General features: G+C 65.4%; 26 protein-coding genes and 1 pseudogene. 15 read left to right on the plus strand and 12 right to left on the minus strand.

Features of this window, described 5'->3' with window-relative positions; all coding sequences use genetic code 11:
• A pseudogene (locus tag B0T44_RS23005) lies at positions 1–299 on the plus strand (ABC transporter permease); the annotation flags it as partial.
• Positions 300–434: 135 nt separating this feature from the next.
• Here B0T44_RS23005 and B0T44_RS23010 read toward each other — a convergent pair.
• The gene (locus tag B0T44_RS23010; protein ID WP_077116601.1) at positions 435–998 is read right to left on the minus strand and encodes a TetR/AcrR family transcriptional regulator; all 564 of its coding nucleotides are present in this window, start codon (positions 996–998) and stop codon (positions 435–437) included.
• A gap of 106 nt (positions 999–1,104) precedes the next feature.
• Here B0T44_RS23010 and B0T44_RS23015 point away from each other — a divergent pair, with 106 nt between their 5' ends.
• Entirely contained in the window at positions 1,105–1,791 is a 687-nt protein-coding gene (locus tag B0T44_RS23015; RefSeq protein ID WP_245839089.1) for a class I SAM-dependent methyltransferase, read from the plus strand.
• A gap of 121 nt (positions 1,792–1,912) precedes the next feature.
• Here the strand turns inward: B0T44_RS23015 and B0T44_RS23020 are convergent, their stop codons facing one another.
• The 7 genes from B0T44_RS23020 to B0T44_RS23045 all read right to left on the minus strand — a co-directional run bounded on the left by B0T44_RS23020 (position 1,913) and on the right by B0T44_RS23045 (position 7,129).
• Positions 1,913–4,078 carry an elongation factor G-like protein EF-G2 gene (locus B0T44_RS23020; RefSeq protein ID WP_077116602.1) on the minus strand — a complete coding sequence of 722 codons (2,166 nt, stop codon included), beginning with the start codon at positions 4,076–4,078 and terminating at the stop codon, positions 1,913–1,915.
• Positions 4,079–4,271: 193 nt separating this feature from the next.
• Positions 4,272–4,721 (minus strand): hypothetical protein, encoded by a 450-nt coding sequence (locus B0T44_RS23025; protein WP_077116603.1) that lies wholly within the window; start codon positions 4,719–4,721, stop codon positions 4,272–4,274.
• 162 nt (positions 4,722–4,883) lie between these two features.
• Positions 4,884–5,246, minus strand: coding sequence for a hypothetical protein (locus B0T44_RS23030; protein WP_139347783.1), 363 nt, complete (start codon positions 5,244–5,246; stop codon positions 4,884–4,886).
• Between the two features lie 115 nt (positions 5,247–5,361).
• Positions 5,362–5,883: a DUF421 domain-containing protein gene (locus B0T44_RS23035; RefSeq protein ID WP_139347784.1), complete on the minus strand. Its 522-nt coding sequence runs from the start codon at positions 5,881–5,883 to the stop codon at positions 5,362–5,364.
• A gap of 45 nt (positions 5,884–5,928) precedes the next feature.
• On the minus strand, positions 5,929–6,438 hold the full coding sequence (locus tag B0T44_RS23040; RefSeq protein WP_245839091.1) for a general stress protein: 510 nt from the start codon (positions 6,436–6,438) through the stop codon (positions 5,929–5,931).
• 134 nt (positions 6,439–6,572) lie between these two features.
• Positions 6,573–6,725, minus strand: a complete 153-nt coding sequence (locus B0T44_RS27325) for a hypothetical protein (protein WP_175648000.1) — start codon at positions 6,723–6,725, stop codon at positions 6,573–6,575.
• Positions 6,726–6,907: 182 nt separating this feature from the next.
• A complete protein-coding gene (locus tag B0T44_RS23045; protein ID WP_077116606.1) occupies positions 6,908–7,129 on the minus strand; it encodes a hypothetical protein in 222 nt (73 codons plus the stop codon).
• A gap of 37 nt (positions 7,130–7,166) precedes the next feature.
• Between B0T44_RS23045 and B0T44_RS23050 the strand changes: the two genes are divergently transcribed.
• Positions 7,167–7,511, plus strand: coding sequence for a hypothetical protein (locus tag B0T44_RS23050; protein WP_077116607.1), 345 nt, complete (start codon positions 7,167–7,169; stop codon positions 7,509–7,511).
• A 32-nt stretch (positions 7,512–7,543) separates the two neighbouring features.
• On the opposite strand, the gene B0T44_RS23055 is transcribed toward B0T44_RS23050, so the two are convergent.
• Positions 7,544–8,434 carry an NAD(P)-dependent oxidoreductase gene (locus B0T44_RS23055; RefSeq protein WP_077116608.1) on the minus strand — a complete coding sequence of 297 codons (891 nt, stop codon included), beginning with the start codon at positions 8,432–8,434 and terminating at the stop codon, positions 7,544–7,546.
• A gap of 687 nt (positions 8,435–9,121) precedes the next feature.
• Here B0T44_RS23055 and B0T44_RS23065 point away from each other — a divergent pair.
• The 7 genes from B0T44_RS23065 (at position 9,122) to B0T44_RS23095 (ending at position 14,394) form a co-directional block, all read left to right on the plus strand.
• Entirely contained in the window at positions 9,122–9,637 is a 516-nt protein-coding gene (locus B0T44_RS23065; protein WP_077116610.1) for a YlcI/YnfO family protein, read from the plus strand.
• 61 nt (positions 9,638–9,698) lie between these two features.
• On the plus strand, positions 9,699–10,544 hold the full coding sequence (locus B0T44_RS23070) for a DUF4097 family beta strand repeat-containing protein (protein WP_077116611.1): 846 nt from the start codon (positions 9,699–9,701) through the stop codon (positions 10,542–10,544).
• A 30-nt stretch (positions 10,545–10,574) separates the two neighbouring features.
• Positions 10,575–11,534: an ATP-binding cassette domain-containing protein gene (locus B0T44_RS23075; protein ID WP_077116612.1), complete on the plus strand. Its 960-nt coding sequence runs from the start codon at positions 10,575–10,577 to the stop codon at positions 11,532–11,534.
• Positions 11,531–12,355, plus strand: a complete 825-nt coding sequence (locus B0T44_RS23080) for an ABC transporter permease (RefSeq protein WP_077116613.1) — start codon at positions 11,531–11,533, stop codon at positions 12,353–12,355. The genes B0T44_RS23075 and B0T44_RS23080 overlap by 4 nt, the downstream gene beginning before the upstream one ends.
• A 271-nt stretch (positions 12,356–12,626) precedes the next feature.
• The gene (locus tag B0T44_RS23085) at positions 12,627–13,049 is read left to right on the plus strand and encodes an Hsp20/alpha crystallin family protein (protein ID WP_077116668.1); all 423 of its coding nucleotides are present in this window, start codon (positions 12,627–12,629) and stop codon (positions 13,047–13,049) included.
• Positions 13,050–13,083: 34 nt separating this feature from the next.
• A complete protein-coding gene (locus tag B0T44_RS23090) occupies positions 13,084–13,401 on the plus strand; it encodes a hypothetical protein (protein WP_077116614.1) in 318 nt (105 codons plus the stop codon).
• A 303-nt stretch (positions 13,402–13,704) separates the two neighbouring features.
• Positions 13,705–14,394 (plus strand): ankyrin repeat domain-containing protein, encoded by a 690-nt coding sequence (locus B0T44_RS23095; RefSeq protein ID WP_077116615.1) that lies wholly within the window; start codon positions 13,705–13,707, stop codon positions 14,392–14,394.
• Positions 14,395–14,555: 161 nt separating this feature from the next.
• On the opposite strand, the gene B0T44_RS23100 is transcribed toward B0T44_RS23095, so the two are convergent.
• From B0T44_RS23100 to B0T44_RS23110, 3 genes are all read right to left on the minus strand, one after another.
• A complete protein-coding gene (locus B0T44_RS23100; RefSeq protein WP_139347786.1) occupies positions 14,556–15,107 on the minus strand; it encodes a hypothetical protein in 552 nt (183 codons plus the stop codon).
• Between the two features lie 208 nt (positions 15,108–15,315).
• The gene (locus B0T44_RS23105) at positions 15,316–15,519 is read right to left on the minus strand and encodes a hypothetical protein (protein WP_077116617.1); all 204 of its coding nucleotides are present in this window, start codon (positions 15,517–15,519) and stop codon (positions 15,316–15,318) included.
• Positions 15,520–15,868: 349 nt separating this feature from the next.
• Positions 15,869–16,189 (minus strand): DUF4254 domain-containing protein, encoded by a 321-nt coding sequence (locus B0T44_RS23110; RefSeq protein ID WP_245839092.1) that lies wholly within the window; start codon positions 16,187–16,189, stop codon positions 15,869–15,871.
• Positions 16,190–16,373: 184 nt separating this feature from the next.
• Here B0T44_RS23110 and B0T44_RS23115 point away from each other — a divergent pair, with 184 nt between their 5' ends.
• The 5 genes from B0T44_RS23115 (at position 16,374) to B0T44_RS23135 (ending at position 19,297) form a co-directional block, all read left to right on the plus strand.
• Positions 16,374–16,676: an MTH1187 family thiamine-binding protein gene (locus B0T44_RS23115; RefSeq protein WP_077116619.1), complete on the plus strand. Its 303-nt coding sequence runs from the start codon at positions 16,374–16,376 to the stop codon at positions 16,674–16,676.
• A gap of 230 nt (positions 16,677–16,906) precedes the next feature.
• Positions 16,907–17,233, plus strand: a complete 327-nt coding sequence (locus tag B0T44_RS23120) for a WXG100 family type VII secretion target (RefSeq protein ID WP_077116620.1) — start codon at positions 16,907–16,909, stop codon at positions 17,231–17,233.
• Positions 17,234–17,249: 16 nt separating this feature from the next.
• Positions 17,250–17,549, plus strand: a complete 300-nt coding sequence (locus B0T44_RS23125) for a WXG100 family type VII secretion target (RefSeq protein WP_077116621.1) — start codon at positions 17,250–17,252, stop codon at positions 17,547–17,549.
• 9 nt (positions 17,550–17,558) lie between these two features.
• The gene (locus B0T44_RS23130) at positions 17,559–18,863 is read left to right on the plus strand and encodes a polymorphic toxin type 24 domain-containing protein (RefSeq protein ID WP_077116622.1); all 1,305 of its coding nucleotides are present in this window, start codon (positions 17,559–17,561) and stop codon (positions 18,861–18,863) included.
• A 62-nt stretch (positions 18,864–18,925) separates the two neighbouring features.
• Positions 18,926–19,297 carry a HEAT repeat domain-containing protein gene (locus B0T44_RS23135; RefSeq protein WP_077116623.1) on the plus strand — a complete coding sequence of 124 codons (372 nt, stop codon included), beginning with the start codon at positions 18,926–18,928 and terminating at the stop codon, positions 19,295–19,297.
• The last annotated feature ends 103 nt before the right edge of the window (positions 19,298–19,400 follow it).

Genomic DNA, 19,400 nt, shown 5'->3' on the forward strand with positions numbered 1-19,400 from the left:
ACCCGCTCGTGCAGCTCGGCACGTTCTTCGCCGGGTTCGCCTTGGTCGCCGGGGTGGGTCTGCTCCTTGGTGCGATTCAGCAGCGCTGGCGCGTCACCGGCCTCTACACCGTCGGCTTCGGGGTGTTCGTCGTCGCGGGCCTGGCCGCGATCCTGGTGACCTGGCAGCGCTGGTGGCCCGCGATCGGACACTGGTTCGCCGATGTCCCGCGCTCGGTGCCGATGGTGTGGTTGCCCGCCGCGATCACCCTGGCCTGTCTGGCGGGAGCATGGGCGGTGATCCGACGCGCCACGGCCTGAGCAGTACAGCGTGGACCCCATCCGTTTCTACGGGTGGGGTCCAGCGGTGTCGGTACTCCCCCGTTGTGGGCCTGTGCCAGGAGCGGCTGCTACTAGCCCCGGCGGATGCTGGGGCCGGACTGCTGAGCGCTGCGCTCAACCAGGGACCGCGCGGTGGGCGAGACCCGATCGGCACAGCAGTTCGAAGCTGCGCCAGGCGTTCTCGGGTGGAGTGGGGGAGTGGCAGTCGATCACCGAGACGAGGAGCCCGATCAGTCCCCAGGAGAGGAAGGTGATGGTGGCATCGAGTTCGTCTGCGGGCATGTCGAGGCGGCTGTCGAGATGCTCGTGGAGCAGGCTCGCGACAGCTTGCCGGTATCCGCGCAGGACGGCTCCGCTGCACTTCGGCCCGATCAACGGTCGATAAACATCGGGGTAGGTGGCCGCCAAACCGATCATGACGCGCACCGGCGCGAAGAGGGAATCGCCGTCCCGGTGTGCCTTCGCGATTTCGCGGCGGACGAAGTCGGTGCAGCTGACGAACAGCAACTCGTCCTTATCTCGGTAATGGGCATAGAAGGTAGAGCGGCCGACGTCGGCGCGGTCGATGATGTCGCTGACAGTGACCCGCTCGTACCCGCGCTCCATCGTCAATTCGATCAGCGCGCGGTGCAAGGCGTCGCGGGTCCGGCGCACCCGGCGGTCGTTGATGTCGGACATCCTGATCCTCATGGTGATGGACAGTGTCGGCGGATCTGTCCGGAAACGAACTGATACCAGGTTTCTGATTCTGGCCCACGACGTTCCCGTCGCCGACGATCAAGTCATGTCCCGAGAAACGAAGACCCGCGCCCGCATGTTCACCGACCACGCCGACATCGGCATCGTCATCAGCGGCCTGCGCCGCTACAACCTTTTCACGGCCGCCTTCTTCCTCGGCCGCCACCATCGGCTCATCGCCGAACTCGCCCGCCTCAGCGGTGCCGGCACCGGCGACCAGGCGCTCGATATCGGTTGTGGGCCAGGCAAACTCGTCCGCGCACTCGGCGATATGGTCGGTCCGGAGGGGGGCGTGGTCGGGGTGGACCCGTCCGAAACAGCGGTCGCCTACAACCGCCGCCGCGACCGCTCACCGAACCATCGATACGAGCAGTCTGTGGCGCAGCAGTTGAACCAGCTCGACGCCGCGTTCGACATCATCACCTGCACATTCGTCATGCACCACATTCCGGAACAGCATCGCGTCGCGGCCGTCGAGGAGATGTGGCGGGTGCTGCGGCCCGGTGGGCGGCTGCTGCTCGCCGACGCTCATCCAACTGTGCGAGCCCGTTCGGTTTTCGCCGGGATCGCACGCCTGGCTCGTCGTGGCTCGAACCCGCACGACACCTTCGACGCTGTGGACATACGTCAGTACAGCGAAACCCTGGTGGCCGTGGGTTTCGCTACTCCGCATTTCGTGACCAGCCGATACTCGACGGGCATCCTCATCGCCGAAAAACCAGACCTGCCATAGGAGTCGGTCGCGGGCCGAGGTCGACGCGCGGTCCAGGCAGCAAATATCGGCTGCGGAAAGGAAGCCGGTCCGGATGGGCGCGGCGCGAGCAGATCAGTCCGCGAGGTGGCAGCGGGCAGCATCAGGCGGGCACAACCCCGGATTCGGACCGAAGCCGCTCGGCGACCTGAGCGGGCGCAGCATCGTGCCGCAGATAAACACGGGTGAAATCAGCGACACCATGGGTGAGCGAGCGCAGGTCGACCGCGTAGCGGACGAGTTCCCACTCGGGGACTTCCGCGCGGATGAGGGTGCGGCCGGAGTCGGCGGGTTCGGTGCCGAGGATACGGGCGCGCCGGACCGACAGGTCGGACAGGGCAGCGCCGAGGTATTCGTCGGGGACCCGGACCTGCACGTGGGCGATGGGTTCGAGTAGGTCGATGCGGGCAGCGGAAGCGGCGTCACGCAGGGCGAGCGCGCCCGCGGTCTGGAAAGCGGCATCAGAGGAGTCGACCGAATGGGCTTTGCCATCGAGCAGCGTGACCCGCACATCCACCAGCGGGTTTCCGGTCGCCACCCCCTTCGCTGCCTGCGCCCGCACCCCTTTTTCCACCGAACCGATGAACTGACGCGGCACCGCACCGCCGACCACCCGGTCGGCGAACTCGATCCCGGAACCCTCTGGTAGCGGCTCCACCTCGATCTCGCACACCGCGTACTGTCCGTGCCCGCCGGACTGTTTCACATGCCTGCCGCGCCCAGAAGCCTTCGCACCGAACGTTTCCCGCAACGCCACCCGGTACTCGACCACATCGACCTGCACCCCGAACCGGCTGCGCAGCCGCTCCAACGCCACATCGCGGTGCGCTTCACCGAGACACCACAGCACCAACTGGTGAGTACGGTCGTTGTGCTCCAGCCGGATCGCCGGGTCCTCGGCGACCAGCCTGGCCAGGCTCTGGGAAAGTTTGTCCTCATCGGCTTTGCCGTGGGCGCGCACCGCGACCGGCAGCAGCGGTTCCGGTAGCCGCCACGGTTCGATGAGCAGGGGGGATCCCGTCGCGGATACAGTGTCGCCGGTTTCGGCGTGGCCGAGTTTGGTGACGTAGACGATGTCCCCGGCGACAGCCTCGTCGAGCGGGCGCTGCTGTTTACCGAAGGGCGCGGTGATCCCGCCGATCCGTTCATCGACATCATGTTCGTGACCGGCACCGTGCCCGCACACGTGCACGGTGTCGTCGGCATGCAGGGTCCCGGAGAACACCCGTACCAGCGACACCCGCCCCACGTACGGGTCCGAGGAGGTGCGGATCACTTCGGCGGCGAGCTCACCCGACGGGTCGCAGCGCAGTGCGGTCGCTTTTCTGCCGTCGCTGAGGTGGATGGCCGACACCGGATGCTCGGCTGGGGTGGGGAAACCGGCGGTGATCAGTTCCAGCAGCTCGAGGGTGCCCAACCCTTGACGTCCGTCGCCGGTGGCGGCCGCGGCGAACAGCACCGGGTGGAAGCTGCCGCGCGCCACCGCCCGCTCCAGGTCCGCGATCAACGTGGCGAGCTCGATCGGTTCGCCGCCCAGGTAGCGGTCCATCAGCGTTTCGTCTTCACTTTCGGCGATGATCGCCTCGATCAGCCGGTTGCGTGCGGGTTCGATCGACTCCCGCTGCGTGGGCGAGGGACCGGTGCGCGTGCGTTCGCCGCTGCTGTAATCGGCGACCTGCTGTTCCAGCAACTCGATCAGCCCGGTCACCAACTGATGCCCGTCCGCGTTTTTCGGCCCGAACACCGGCAGATGCAGCGGCAGCACATTCTCCGAAGCGCCACCTGCCAGAATGTCCTGGCAGGTGGCGATCATCTCCTCGTAGTCGGCGCGCGCCGTGTCCAGGTGTGTCACCACGATCGCCCGCGGCATCTCCACCTGCGCGCATTCCTCCCACAACGCCCGCGTCGCCCCCGCGACCGCCTCCACCCCCTCGGCCGCCGACACCACGAACAACGCCGCGTCCGCCGCCCGCAACCCCGCCCGCAGCTCCCCGACGAAATCCGCATAACCCGGCGTATCGATCAGGTTCACCTTCACCCCGCCCCACTGCATCGGCACCACCGACAACTGCACCGACCGGTGTTGTCGCTGCTCGATCTCGTCGTAATCCGACAGCGACGTCCCGTCCTCCACCCGCCCCGCCCGGTTCACTGTCCCTGCGGCCAGCGCCAACGCCTCCACCAGCGTCGTTTTCCCTGCCCCGCTACCCCCGACCAGCACTACATTCCGGATCGACTCCGGCCGCCGGGCTCCGTTCGCTCGATCCATGTCGCACGCTCCTCGGCTTTGACACGCGGTACTTCGAGCTTCCCACCAGGGGTGGGGGTGCGTCCACGGTTCGGGGGGAGATGACGAACGGTGGCCTACCGGCTCCTGCCGAGCAGGGGCTCGGCACCCGGTTCCGACCTCATGGCAGGGCGTGCTCGCCGAAACGCTGGGCGCCCCCTACCGCGAACCGGTTTTACGCGGAAATAGTGCCGCCGATGCTGGTGAAACCGCGGCCCTTCGCCTGGCAGGTGAAGCTGCCGTGGAATCCGACTTCGCACCGAGCGCCGGCATGCTCGACGATCGGGCCCCAGGTGCCGTCAGCGGTTTTCACGCTGCTGATATCCGGATTTCCGCCCGGCAGCGTATGCGCGGCACCGGAGCCGAAGGTCGGGTGCGCAGGCAGCCATGGCTGGTCGATGACGAGATCGCTCACCGGGATCAGGAAGGGCAGGAAGCTGTAATCCACGCGGGTGGGCTGGTGGAAATCGCATCCGACGGTGCCGTTGCCGCTGATCGCGCAGTTGGTGCTACCCGCACGGAAGTAGACGGTGCCCGGGTCGGCCTGTGCGGCCGCGGTGGACAGTATCGGCATCAGCGCTGCGGCGGCCAGCACGGTAGCGGCTTTGACAAGGGCTTTGGTCATGCGAACTCCTTCGGTACGCAAACGACTTGTGGTGACACAGTAAACCTGTCGCACCCAGTGAAGTTTTCGTTTCAACCAAGAGCCTTGCGGCGTGTTCCTCGCGCTGCCGTGATCAGGCAGCGGGCCGGTTCGGCAGCGGCAACCGCGCCGGTGGCCGTCCGGTTACGCGCAGCGCAACCGGAACTGAGCTGTCGCTGTCTGCTGCGGCCGGACGTCGACGTCGATGTAGGCCGGGCCGTCGAGCTGACATCCGGTGGGAACAGTAGTGACCTGCGCTCGGTAGCAGTCGGCAGGGAGGTTGGCGCCTGCGGTGCCGTCCGAGCCGGTGGTGAGGTTGCTGAGCACAAGGCCGGGCGAGCATTTTGTCACGCCCACCGCGAGGCCTTGGACGGGGAATTCGTCGGGGCCGTTCGTCGCCTGGACTTCCAGCGTTCCGTCGAAGAAAGGTATTTGGGCGCCTGCCGTACCGGGGATGGTCAGCAGGCCGGCTCCGAGCACCGAGAGTGCGAAAAACACGCGACGCACCAGGTCTCCTATCAGTCGAGCTGAGGGTCCATCGCCCTCGAGGGCCCCACCCTAGCCGCAGCTCGGGCCAGCGGGGGCAGCCCCCTCCTGGCATACAGCGTTGCTCCCTGTGAGGTCATCTCGGAGGCGACGGCGGCGGGTCGGTTGTCTGCTCACCGTCGGCGGGGATGACGCTGACCATCCCGTTGGGCTCCAGATACACCCGATGAACAGCGCCGATATCGGAGATCCCGTGCAGTCGGAGCTGCGTCAGCACTTCGTCGTAGGTCATGAATTCCCGGCGCATGACGTGCCGGTTGAGTTGCCCGTCCGAGATCAGCACCCGCGCCTGAGCCTTCGTGATCCGCGCGAAGACCGGCCACCGGTACGCCATCGCGTCGAGGGCCACACTCCAGCCGAGAATCGTCGCCACCACGACGATGCCGTCGGCGACCGTGTCGGCATCCCCGAGCATTACCGGACCGGCGGCCTCCGCGACCAGCACCACGACGAGCAGATCGGTGAGGCCGAGACCTCCGGCTTCACGCTGGCCGGCGATGCGGAACAGCACCGTCAGCACCAGGAAGATCACCGTGGCGCGGACCACGAGCTCCAGCACCGGCGTGCTGGAAAACAGTATGGCGTTCCAGTCCGGCATCGCTCCTCCTCGCGCCGGCGGTCGCCGCACGCCGCAGAGCGCTCGTCACCCTTGGACGAAACGCGCCGCCTCGGCGGCATGCTCCTCGTCGACGTAGACGTCGTAGCGTTGCGCCTCTAGTGTCCGGACACTGGAGAAGTCTCGCTGCCCACCCGACGACCAGTGCGCGACGAAACCGAAGATCGCGCCCCAGACAGCACCGATGATCGTGGTCCCCACGATCACCCATACCCACGCGACGGGCCCGGTGGTGAACAACCCGAACAGCAGCCCGATCAGCAAACCGAACCAGGCACCGCTGGCGGCGCCCGCCAACGCGGCCCGCCCGTTCGTCATCCGGCCCGTGACCTGCTCCACCGTCCGCACCCCATCACCCACGATCCGCACATACTCCACCGGGAACCCGGCGTCGGACATCCGGTCGACGAGTTGCTGCGCCGCCAGGTAGTCACCGAAGGAAGCGATACATCGGCGTCCCGGCGCCCCCACCGGCTGCTTGCCGGGCTCGGGTGGTTGCGGTGTTTGTGATGGAGAGGGTGACTCGAAATTCGTCATCGGTCCTCCACAGTCCGGTGATCACTACGGGATACGTCGGCGTGGTACCCCATCCCCGGCGTCATATTCGCTGGCTATCGGGAGTTCCGCACGTACAGACTCCGGCCACCGCGTCGGTCCGATGCCGGGAGTTCTCATCCGGGCCCGGCTGCCGGTGGCGCGCCTTCTGGTGGGTAGGTGAACTCGTCGTCAGCGGTGGTGATGTAAGCGGCGAGGGCATGCCGATCGGTCCCCAGCACCGTCAGGCCCTGGCCTCGGAATTCGGTGACGATGGTCGCTGGACACACGTTCCAGTCACATTTGTCGGTGTAGCTCGCGGCACGGGGGTGGATGGCGGTTCCATCGGAATACCGGCCTCGGCTGCATTAATCTCTCGCTCAACAGGCTGGGCCACAAACGAATTCAGAGACGAGAAGAGGCGAGGTATGCCGGAACAGACCGGGCAGGGCGGTACGGGACGGGATGGGACCTATTGGACCAAGTTCAGTGCGATCGTCGGATTGGTCGGTGTTGTAGTCGCCACGATTATCGGGGTTGCGCAGTGCTCCGCGTCGTCCTCACCGGGCGCAGCCGAGCCGTCTACTACCTCGGAATCGGCAGTGGCCACGACAACGGATAGTCCCGCAGCCGGGGACGGCGCCTCGAGCAGCGAGGTGGCTACCCCGTCGAGCACGACATCGAAGGCCGCCAAGCCATCCGAGCCGACCCCGCCTGTCTACAGTTCCGGTGTGATCGAGATGGAGGACGCGACAGGCCGTATCGCTCTCTTCGATCCGAACTGGGGAACGGTCTCGGCCCTTGCGGCCGATATCGTCGCCGATGCCGATCTCGGCCTCACCGCCTCGAACGGGGCCTCGTTCGCGGTTGTTCCCGAACCGAGCTATGCAGCGTGCCGGGACGCCGACTACAGCGTGCAGGCGCTGTCGTGGGAAGAGTTGCCGTCCTCGACCACCGTGTGCATCCGGTCGAACGACACCCGTGTCGGGACCGTCCAGGTGGTGTGGAAGGAGAACAGCGGCGGCAGCGCCCGCGACCTCACCGTGCGGGGCGTGATCTGGGAACCGGAACACTAACCGCTGCTCCTTCTCCATGCTGTCTCGTGTGGCTACACCGTCCGCCGCGGGGGTGGGTTGAGGCTCTCGAATGCCCGCTCCGAACTTTCCGCACCGTGACCGGCGGCGATCTGACGATCCACCAGGTCGCGGTAGGCCGCGATGACATCGAGGTCGACTCCTGCGTCGCGGCTCGCCGACACGATCGCGTCCACGGCTGCCTTGGTGAAGGTCAGCGGCTGATGCACCCGGGTGTAGTCGGCGGTGTCGATCACGGCACCGGCAGCGGGCAGTGAGGGCATCAGGGCGGTGAGCCAGGCGGCGGCGCGTTCACCGAACTCTTCGGCGGACATGCCCATACTGCGGACCATCGCCGCACCGTGATAGTAACCGGCGAACATCACATACATCCCGGACAGCAGCGCGAAATCGACCAATGAGGCATGCCCGGCGTCATCGCCGAAATATTCGGCGGTGCCCAGAGTTTCCAGCACCGGACGATATTCGTCGAATACCGCGCGGGAGCCGCTGTAGAGCAGCGCGGAGCCGGGGTTACCGATCATCGGCGGGACAGCCATGATCCCACCGTCGAGATAGGCGATGCCGTGGCGGGCGGCCCACTCGGCGAGTTCGCGGGCGGCGGAAGGTTCGGTGCTGGTGAGGTTCACCAGCGCGCGACCGGTCAGCGAATCCACCACGGGGTCGAGTACCTCGTGCACGGAGGCATGATCGAACAGGCAGGCCACGACGAGTTCGCCGGCTTCGACCGCCTCCGCGACCGTGCTCGCGCTCTTCGCTCCCGCCGCGACGAGTTCCGCGTCTTTGCCCGCACTGCGGTTCCACACCGTGGTCGGGTAGCCCGCGGCGACGAACGCTGCGGCCAACGCCCGGCCCATCGCGCCGAGGCCCAGCACGGACACCGCGGGATGCGAATTTTCAGACATGAATTCTCCTGTGTCGTCTCGAAATAATCTGGAACCGAATCCCGGTGCCGGTACGGAACTTCAGTTCAACGCCGATCCAATTCTTTTCCGGCGCAACGATCGAGGCAAGTACGCACAAAATAGTTCGCTACGTACCTGAAGGTAAGGATGGTGCGGAAGACTCGTCGGCATTCCAGTAGGCGAGTGCTTGGTGTTCGCGGGTGTTCGCGATCAGCACCCCGGTGCGTTCGGCGGTCTCGTGCCGAGCGGGTGAACCTCGGCGTCGTCATAAGCACGGCGACGTCGAATTCGTGCCAGGGGTGCATACCGCCGACGAACTGCCGCATCTCCCGGTTGCCGTCGGCCCGGTTGGCATTGCAGCGCTTGCCTGCGTGGTCAGCTGACGGCCGTCCGATGTCACCGCAATGATGTCGCCCCACGGTGGCCCGCGCCACTGCACATTTTCGACGTCACGGCAGCCCGAACCGGCTCGGGTGGTGAGGACTCGAGGTGGGGACCGGTGCAGCGGCGGTGGGGCGCCCTGGAGTCTCCCGGTGCGCGTCGGCATCACCGTTCGCCCCAACGTCTTTCGCCGCATCGCCTCTTGACCAGCGCTTTCCTTGCGTGAAGTGCCAGGTGGTGCCTATCCGTCTCTTTTTTGAGCCAATATGGCTTGTGATGGTGCCATTAATGTGCCAACATGATGCCATGGACTTGACCTCCTACGTAAGCAACCTCGGACGTGAATTCGCCACGCTCGCCGAAGCCGGCGGCGACGAGGCCCGTGCCTTGGTCGAGCGCCTGACCGGATCGCTCGAATCGGCGATCCGGATGACGCTGCTGGACGCACTGTCTGCCGCCGCGGACGAGATCACCCGGGACCTGGCCCCGGGATCGGTGGAGCTGCGCCTGCGCGGCCGTGATCCGAACTTCGTCGTAACCGCACCACCCGCCGAACCGACCGAAGCCGCGGCCGAGGACAAACCGGCGGCAGTGGACGGCGGCACATTGCTCGCCGAGGACGGCCCGACCGCGCGGATCAACGTGCGTCTCCCGGAACAACTCAAAGCCGCGGTCGAGGAAGCCGCCGCCAAAGAGGGGCGCTCGGTCAACGCCTGGCTGGTCCGCGCGGCTGCGGCCGCGCTGCGGCAACCGGACCGCGAACAGCACGCCGAGCCGCGCAGCAAACCCAGCAAGCAGCGCCTCACCGGCTGGGTGCGCTAGCCACTACACCACGTCCCCGACCTGCGGGGATGTATCACCTACCCACGACAAGGGGACAGCTATGCCCAATTTCAAGACACCCCAACCCATTTCCGTCACGTTCGAGCTCGGCGTCGGCACCGTGCGGATCACCGCGAGCGACCGCACCGACACCACCGTCGATGTGCGCCCGAGTAACGAATCCGACGAGTCGGATGTGCAGGCCGCCCAGCGGGTCCGCGTCGACTACGCGAACGGCGCGCTCCAGATCACGGGGCCGAAAGGACGCGTTTTCGACTTCTCCCGCAAGACCAGGTCGGTGGAGGTGTCCATCGACCTGCCCAGCGGTTCGCAGGTGTCCGGCGAAATGCAGGTGGGAGATCTCAGCGGCACGGGCCGGCTCGGGGAGTGCAGATTCAAGACCTCCGCCGGGAACGTCGGGCTCGAACGGACCGGTCCGTTGCGGGTGAACACCGCGGCCGGTCATGTCACCGCGGCCGACGTCGCGGGCAACGCCGAGATCAACACCGGCTCCGGGAAGGTCCACATCGGCGAGATCGACGGCTCCGTGATGGTCAAGAACTCCAACGGAGACACCACCATCGCCGCAGCTACCGGCGATGTGCGGGTGCGCTCGGCGAACGGCGACATCTCCGTCGACCGGGCCGGCGCGGATGTCGAGGCCAAGACGTCCAACGGCAGCATTCGTCTCGGCGAGGTGGTCCGCGGCTCGGTCGAACTCGGGAGCGCGATGGGTGATCTGGAGATCGGCATCGCCGAGGGCACCGCCGCCTGGCTGGAGGTGAACACCGGATTCGGGCAGGTGCGCAACCTGCTGGACAACGCCACCGGACCCGAGGCATCCGACGAAACCGTCGAGGTGCGCGCACACACCTCGTTCGGCGGCATCACGATCCGCCGTTCCTGACCCATTTCCGGCCCTGCAGAAAGAGAAACCATGACCACCACCCATTCTCAGCCGGCGATCGCGGTGTCCGGGTTGCGCAAATCGTTCGGTGACCACGTCGTGCTCGACGGCCTCGACCTGACCGTGCCGCAGGGGACAGTGTTCTCGCTGCTCGGCGCGAACGGCGCCGGGAAAACCACCACGGTCCAGATCCTGTCCACCCTGATCAGCGCCGACGCCGGTGACGTCAGGGTCGCCGGCCACGACATCGCCCACGAACCCGACGCGGTGCGCGCCGCGATCGGTGTCACCGGCCAGTTCTCGGCGGTGGACAACCTGCTCACCGGCAAGGAGAACCTGCTGCTGATGGCGGATCTGCACCACCTCGCCCGCGGCGACGGCCGGCGGCGCGCAGCCCAACTGCTCGAACAGTTCGATCTGGTCGACGCGGCCGGGAAGCCGGTCTCGACATACTCCGGCGGTATGCGGCGGCGGCTCGACCTCGCAATGACCCTGGTCAGCAGCCCGCGAGTGATCTTCCTCGACGAGCCGACCACCGGTCTGGACCCGCGCAGCCGCCGGGGCCTGTGGCAGATCGTCCGGGACCTGGTGGCCACCGGTGTCACCATCTTCCTGACCACCCAATACCTGGACGAAGCCGACGAGCTGGCCGACCGGATCGCGGTCCTCGACCACGGCAGGCTGGTCGCCGAGGGCACCGCGGACGAGCTCAAGCGCCGCGTTCCCGGTAGCCACGTCCGCCTGCGCTTCGCCGACCCGCGCGGCCTCGAAGCAGCCGAGCGCCTCCTCGGCCAGGTCTCGCGCGACAACGACGCGCTCGCCCTGCGGGTCCCCAGCGACGGCAGCCTCCGCTCACTGAAGACCCTGATCGACCGGCTCGACGACCGGGCCATCGAGGTCGACGAGCTGTCCGTGCACACCCCCGATCTCGACGACGTCTTCCTCGCCCTCACCGGCAACCCCGACAACGAGAAAGTGACCTCCCGATGAGCACCCCTGCTCCCGCCCTCGCCGGGCCGGCCGACCTCCGGTTCCACCCGCTGCGCGACTCGGCGACGATGCTGCGCCGCAACCTCAAACACATGCTGCGGTATCCGTTGATGACCGTGTCGCTCGCCGGGATGCCGATCGTCTTCCTGCTGCTGTTCGTCTACGTGTTCGGCGGCACGTTGGGTGCGGGCCTCGGCGGGATATCCGGCGGGCGCGCCGAGTACGTCAACTACGTCACGCCCGCGATCCTGCTGATGACCGTGACGGCCGCGGTCCAAGGGACAGCGATCTCGGTCGCGATGGACATGACCGAAGGCATCATCGCCCGGTTCCGCACCATGCACATCGCCCGCGTCTCGGTGCTGACCGGCCACGTCCTCGGCAGCCTCGTCCAAACCGTGCTCAGCATCGCGGCCGTCATCGGCGTCGCGCTGCTCGTCGGCTTCCGGCCCACCGCCGGGCCGGCCGCGTGGCTGGCCACGGCCGGTTTCCTGGTGGCGGTGACGTTCGCGCTCGTCTGGCTCTCGGTCGCGCTGGGTCAGGCGAGCAAGACCGTCGAGGCCGCGAGCAATGTGGGTATGCCGCTGGTGCTGCTGCCGTTCCTCGGCAGCGGGTTCGTCCCCACCGACTCCATGCCCGCCGGGCTGCGCTGGTTCGCCGAGTACCAGCCGTTCACCCCGATTATCGAAACCCTGCGCGGCCTGCTCATGGGCACCCCGATCGGGAACAACGCGTGGATCGCGCTCGGCTGGTGCGTCCTCATCACCTTTGGCGGGTACCTCTGGTCGAAAAAGCTGTTCAACCGCGAGTACACGCGTTAGCCGCCATCAGTCACCGCGCCGCCGACACCATCGGTCGTCCGGTATCCCGCAAGACCACGCGGGATACCGGACATCGGCATTTTTCACATGCTGTACGAGACCCCCCGGTGCGCCCGTCGCTACCGAACCTTCCGCCTCGCCGTATTCACCAATTTTCTGCTTCGGATACTTGCGCCCTTCTGATTAGGGTGCTAAAAATTATCTGTGTCAGTTGGCATAGGTTATCTGGGTTCCCTTCGACAGAGAATGGAGTGAACTGGAGGTGGCGACCATGCTGATGCGTACTGATCCCTTCCGCGATCTGGAGCGCCTGACGCAGCAGGTGTTCGGTACGCCCGCTCGTCCGGCAGTGATGCCGATGGACGCCTGGCGCGAGGGCGACGAATTCTTCGTCGAGCTGGATCTACCCGGAATCGAGCCGGACTCACTGGACCTGGACGTCGAACGCAACGTCGTGACTGTGCGCGCCTCGCGCCCGGAGCTGGACACCCGCCGGTCGATGATCGCTGCCGAACGCACCCGCGGCCTCTTCAGCCGCCAGCTGTTCCTCGGCGAGAACCTCGACACCGACCGGATCCGCGCCGACTACCGTGACGGCGTGCTGCGGTTGACGATCCCGGTCTCGGAGCAGGCCAAGCCACGCAAGATCGAGGTCTCGCGCCACGGCCACGAGCATCAGGCCATCACCACCTGACGGCTCAGCCAGCGCTGTCAACGAGGAGACGGCAATGGTTGCATCGACCGGTACCAGCGCAGACAACCTGTCGCGGCTGGATGCCCGGTTGCTGGCGCTCGACCCCGATCTCGCGGAACTGTTCGACGAGGTCGACGAGATCCTGCGCGAGGCCACCCGGAAATTGCGGCCGCCGCGACCCAACGAGGTTTCCGGTCGCCCAGGGTCGCGCTGCGTCAGCCGCCGAACGCCACGGCCACCACGGCTACACGGACGGCGACCGGTCCCGATACGGGCCACTCAGCGCAGCCCGCCCGGCGCACCGAAACCTCCGCAGCCGAACCGAACTGAAGAGAGCGAGGTGATGTTCTGACAGCAACACAGGGTGCCGAGGGGCGAAAGAACGCACCGATACCCGAGCCTGCATGTAAGAGCACCGACGTGTCCGCGATACTTCGGACCGCGTGCTGACCACCTGACGTGGGAGAACAGGCCGACCCCGTTCCCGCCCCTCACATTGACAGCTGGTTATTCGATTCCTTCCATCGACGGGTGGGCCCGGTCGAAACACTTCTTCCGGGCTCACCCGGCCCTTGTTCCCGGATCCGGCGAACCAGTGAGCCACCAACCGCATTGCGCGGCCAGGGCCGATAACCGACGGTTTTACCATGGCCGGGTGGAAAAGCTTTTCAAGGCAATAAGGCGAGGCGACATCGATGTCGTCAGGGCCGTTCTCGACAAAGACCCCACTCTGATCGCGGCCGTTCGAAAGCCGCCGCCGAAGAAGGACACCGGACAACAACCGTTGGGAATCGCCCTGAAAACGGCAAACTACGAGATCGCTCGACTGCTGCTGGAACGCGGCGCGAACGTGAACTTCATCGAGGACGAGTCGGTCGATGGACGACAGCCGGTACTCAACGATGCCATCGAAGCGGCGATCGCGAGCGCGCTGTTCACGCTGCCCGATCCGGACGAAGCGGCGGCGAGTCTGGCGGTCTTGCGGTTGATGCTCGAACTCGGTGCGGATGTCACCGCCACCCATCCCGATAGCGGGCTGACCCCGCTGTGGTGGGCGGCCTTCCGGGTCCAGCGTCGGGTCCCGCACGGACAGGGGTTGAAACCGAGACACGTCGCGGGGATCACCGAGGTTTTCCAAACACTTCTCGGCGCCGGAGCGGACCCCGACGAGACCATCGAATGGGTACGGCCCCGCGCGAATCCTCAGGAAACCCCTTGGCGAACACGGACAAATCTCCGCGAGTACCTCATCGAAAACTCCACTGGAACGTACGGCAAAATCTCGCGCGGCCTGCTGGCCATCCTCGAGAACCGACGCCCGGACGACGCGGACCTCGAGCTGTGAACGCCCGATAACCACGCCTACGGCAGCCTCGCCACCTGATGCTCTGACCGGCCCACACCGGTAGCGCACGCCTCGCCCCGCTGCTGTGCACTGGCCCGACTCCAGCACCTACAGCAGTGGCGGGCCGAGGTTACCGAGTTCGTGTTGCACCAGATATGTGGTTACGGTTTTCCACGGAATATTTCGATCGTGGCACTCCCGTCGCGGAACGACAGTGGTCGCATGGTGATCGGGGTCGACGAACCGGTGCTGAGGGTGGTGGTTCCGCCCCGGCCGGTTGTACCGCGCAGAAATGTTCCGGGCCCGGAGGCTTCCCAGGTCACCGAATCTCCGGTGACACGGGAGATGGTCACCTCGGGGAAGCCGAATACGGCGGCATCGATAGGGATGGTTGTCGGCGCCGAAACGGTGACTGTGCAGTCGCCGTCGAAGCACGCGCCGATATCGCCGGCTCCCTCAGCTGTTTCGAATGTGGCCGGTGCTGGGGCCGACGAGGTTGTCGCCCGCGCTGGCGACGCACTTACCGGCGACGTGCTTGTCGGGGTGGGCTCGTCGGTGGAAACGTTGGTGCCGCAGGCGGTCAGCGTGAGCGCGAGTGCTGCGGCACCGATCAGCGGACAGCGCACGATCCACGCTATCCGATGGTGTGTAGCTTTCGGGTGCGGTCGTGGTGACCGGTGATCTCGTCGTTCGGATATTTCGGAAATCAGCATGCGTATCACTCCTTTAGCTGGATATCGGATCAGGGCACGACGATGTCGGTCGAGAGGGGATGCTCGCGTGATCGGTGCGCAGGGTCAGCTGCTGCACTATCTGCCGGTGCTGATCGGCGACGCTGGGTCGTGGACCGCGGCGGTGACCGGGGGCTCATGGATGCCTTGCTCTCAGCGGCGCCGCGGCTGGGTACAGGTCGACTTTGCGCTACACCGATCTCGCCGCGAAGTACAGGACACCGACGAGCATTGCGAGGGCAATGGCTGCCCACTCGGCGTTTTTCGCCCACACCGGCAGCGGTGCCTTCGACTTCGCCGCCCTACGGTGGGCGAACAGGCTCGACACCAGCAAGACTCCTGCCGTCGGGGCCATGAGCAGGATCAGCCATTCGGCCAATATCTGTAGATTCATGGTGAGTCTCCTCGGGTGCCTCGATTGCCCTGCCCGCCTTATGTTTCGCGGCGTCTCCCGGGATGTCGGCGGGCTCTTGTCGAGGTTTTCGGTTCAGCACGTGTGGGTGTTAACCGCCATCAAGGACCGGAATTTTGGAAATTGCTCCTGCACAATGCGTCTGGTTGCGCTGGGTCGATCCAGCCACCAGCGCCCAGCAAAGCCGTAGGATCGGTCGCCGCTGCTGGAGCGGCTGTACCGCGGAACTCGTCGAACTCGGCGGTGAGCTCTGCTGGACGATCAACCGCGAACAATGCTGTCAGGGTGAGCTGCACGTGGTCGTAGCGGTGGGTAATGAATGCGGAGGTGTTCAGCCGGGCTCGGTGAGGGCCGGGTCGCCGAGGTCGGGCAGTCGGCGTAACCCGGCAGCGAGTTCACTGGCCATATCGCAGTACCCGAGTGCGAGTTCGGCGAGTCGCTTCCATGCGTGGTGGAGTTCGAGTTCGGTGGTGTCGGTGGTGAGCGCGATGCGGGCGAGGACCGCGTATCTGGCGAGTCGATCGATGACGGCGCCGAGGGATTCGGTGTGCATGTGCGCGCCGCCGTGTGCAGGCGGGAGCTGGGTGGCGGCCCAGCAGTCGATGCCGTGGATCAGTTCGGCGCGGCGCGCCCTGCAGAGCGAACCGTTCAACCGTGCGGTGTGCAGGGCTGCGAGCTCATGTGCGGCCGACAGTAGGGGGCGGTGATGACGCGGCCGGTGCTTCTGATGTTTGCTCGAGCGGGCTAGTGCTATCACTGGAGTGTCTCAACCCGCATCACCTGGAGGTAGATCAGATGCGCACCACCACCGACCTCGATGCCGACTGGGAGCTGTTGTGATCATCGCCTTCTCAGTTACGCCGATGGGCGCCGGAGAGAGTGTTGGCGAAGGAGTCGCCGAAGCTGTTCGGGTCATCCGCGCCAGCGGTCTGCCGAACGAAACCAATGCTCTGTTCACGACGATCGAAGGTGAATGGGACGAGGTCATGGCGGTGGTCAAGCAGGCTATCGACGCGGTTATGGCTGTCGCGCCCAGGTGCAGCATCGTCCTCAAAGGCGATATCCGGCCGGGCGTCACTGACGCCATGACCAGCAAAGTGGAATCAGTCGAACGTTACCTGGCCGAACACCAGGCATGACGTCTGCGCCTGTCAGGGCTGGCCGATCCCCGGATGACGAGGCCAACCGGTCTCACTCAGCGGGGACAGGCCACAGCCTCGGCAACTCCACCATGGTGACCGCTGCAACGGTACTCCGTGCTGAGAGCGTGCTCGGCAACGCCGAAGGCTTTGGTCGCGACCATAGCGACAGCCGTTGGCTTGCTTGGTAGTCTCTGCCTTGATAGTTCGGCGTTTTTCTGGGGGGTGTCATGACTGAGCTGGGGAACTCGTCTTCGGATCTCGAGGTCGTTCCTGAGTATGTGGTCGATGCGGGTCGGTTTGTGCAGTTGACTGCTGATGAGTTGGTCAACGGGCTGCGGTCGCTGGACACCGATGTGGAGGGGTTGCTCGGATCCTGGAAAGGTATGTCGGCGACCGCCTACCGGGCTGGGTGGGAAGAGACCAAGCAGGGTGCGATCGATGTGCTGGAAGCGTTGGCGACGATCGCTGGGCTGCTGGGGGTGAACAGCCGGACCTTCACCGAGCAAGACGACACCAATTCCCAAGGGTTCGGCTCGCTGAACATCAAGATATAGAGAAGAGGGGGAACCGGTGAGCGAGGATTCTTTCCAGGTCGACTTGAATGAGCTGGACAACATCACCGCCCGCGCAGCAGGGTTCATCGGTTTTCTGGCAGACAGTCTGACCGCTCTCGAGCAGCGGATCGCCACACTGCAGCAGACCTGGACCGGGGAAGCCGCTATCGCGCAAGCCGATGCGTTCCGCCAATGGGCGACCGGTGCAACGGATGTCAGCGAGGGGATCGAGGCGATGCGCCAAGCAGCGCTGGCCGCTCATGGTCGCTACACCTCGGCGGCCGAAGCCAACCTGAAGATGTTGGGCCGGAAGTAATCCCGGTAGATGACGGTCATCAACGTCGCTCCGAGCGTGTATTACGAGGCAGCGACGATCTGTCATCGCGCTGCGACTGAGTTCTTCACCGCCTACGCCGCGCAGCTACGAGCGATGAACGCCACGGCGCAGATGGCGGGCAGCGTCGGCGCGGGTAAACAGTGGGCCGGCTCTTATGATCAGCAGGTCCGCGACACCAACAACCTGGTCTCCGCTCTGGTCATGGCGCTGGACAACTACACCGGGATCCTGATCCAAGCCGGTCACAACTACGCGCTCGCCGATCACGAACCCGCCACCGGTACCCCGGCCCCGGAGAAACCGCCCACCCCACCACTGGCGTTCTCCAGTTGCCCGATCCCACCCCCGTCCGCCGGTGGACCAGGAAGCGGTCTGGTCGACGACGGCCTGGAACTCGCCCAAAAGATCGGCCTGGACTTACCCGTGCCCGACGGTGACACCGACAAACTCACCACCGCCGCCAACACGTGGAACACCGCAGCCACCGCGCCCGCTACCACCAATCTGCCCCGCGAACTGGAACGCGCCGCAGCCTTGTTCCAGACGGTCACCGCCCCCGAAGCGTCGTTCATCGACGAAGACCTCCGCGAACTCAAATCAGCCGCCGAAGACCTGATCACCACCTTCGCCGATCTCGCCACCGCCTGCCGCGACCAAAAAACCGCCCTCGACGACCTGCGCACCCAACTCGAAGACATCCTGCAGCAACTCGCCACCGAGATCGCGAAAGAAATCGCCATCACCCTGGCCCTGACCATCGCCGCCTCCGTGGTCAGCTTCGGTATCGGCGGCACCGCCGTCGCCGCCATCCGAGCCGGCAAAGCCGCCGACAAAGTCGCAGACTTCGTCACCAAAATCCGAGCCATCGTCGCCGCCGCAAAACTCAAAACCGCCGTCACCCTCCAAAAATCCACCACCAACACCCGCCACAAACTCCAACGCATCATCGACCTCGTCAAAAAACACGGCGATGATGTCAAAAAGGGGCCGAAAAAGTCGCTACGTGAGAAGCTGGATGAGGCACAGGTGACCACGGATAGAAGAATCACTATCGACAAAGGGCCACCAAACGGATATATCGTCAAGCGCGATGCAAATGGCAATATTACAAATTACGTTCAGTTTGATGAAAACGGACGAGGGATCAAGCGGGTTGATCTGACTGGTAGACCCCACGGCGGGGTTCCCACCCCGCATGTGGTGGAGATGGATCATAACGTTGCACCCGATGGGCGAGTATTCGTAAGGGAGCAACGAGGAGCTCGTCCAGCGACGCCTGAAGAAGTACCGTGAGTTATCAGTGAGGAGTGTGAGGAACCGTGGATTCGAGGTCAGCCTTTGAGAAGTCTTGTTCCATGGAGTGGGATGTTCGGCGTGACGCTACCTGGCTACTCGGTAACCTGCTCCCCGACACCGAAGCACTGCACCGTCTGACCGCACTGCTCGAAGACGAAGACACTGCAGTCGAGCAAGAAGCAGCGGAGGTGCTTGTGCGGCGCGGCGATTCGTACGGGCTGCTGGCTGTTTTGGCCAACCTCGGAGCTCGTGTGGAAGATCCCGATGCCGACTACATCGCATATCGACTGAGGGAACTGCAGTTGTTCGAACAAATTCCGGTTCTACAGTTGGCCCGACAGTACGCCGACAAGTACCCGTCCGGCCCGATTCATGAAGGTATCCGGCAACTCGAGGATCTCTTCGGTGCTGAAGTTGCTCCCGATGGCTGAGGCAGTCAATCGTTGGGCTTCGGCTCCATGAGCAACCTAGATACAGAAGGTGAATTGGGGTTGGCTCTTGCGCGGTCGAGGGACCCGCATGCCGGGGTCAGGC

The sequence above is a fragment of the Nocardia donostiensis genome (assembly GCF_002081715.1).
GTDB classification, from domain to species: Bacteria; Actinomycetota; Actinomycetes; order Mycobacteriales; family Mycobacteriaceae; genus Nocardia; species Nocardia donostiensis.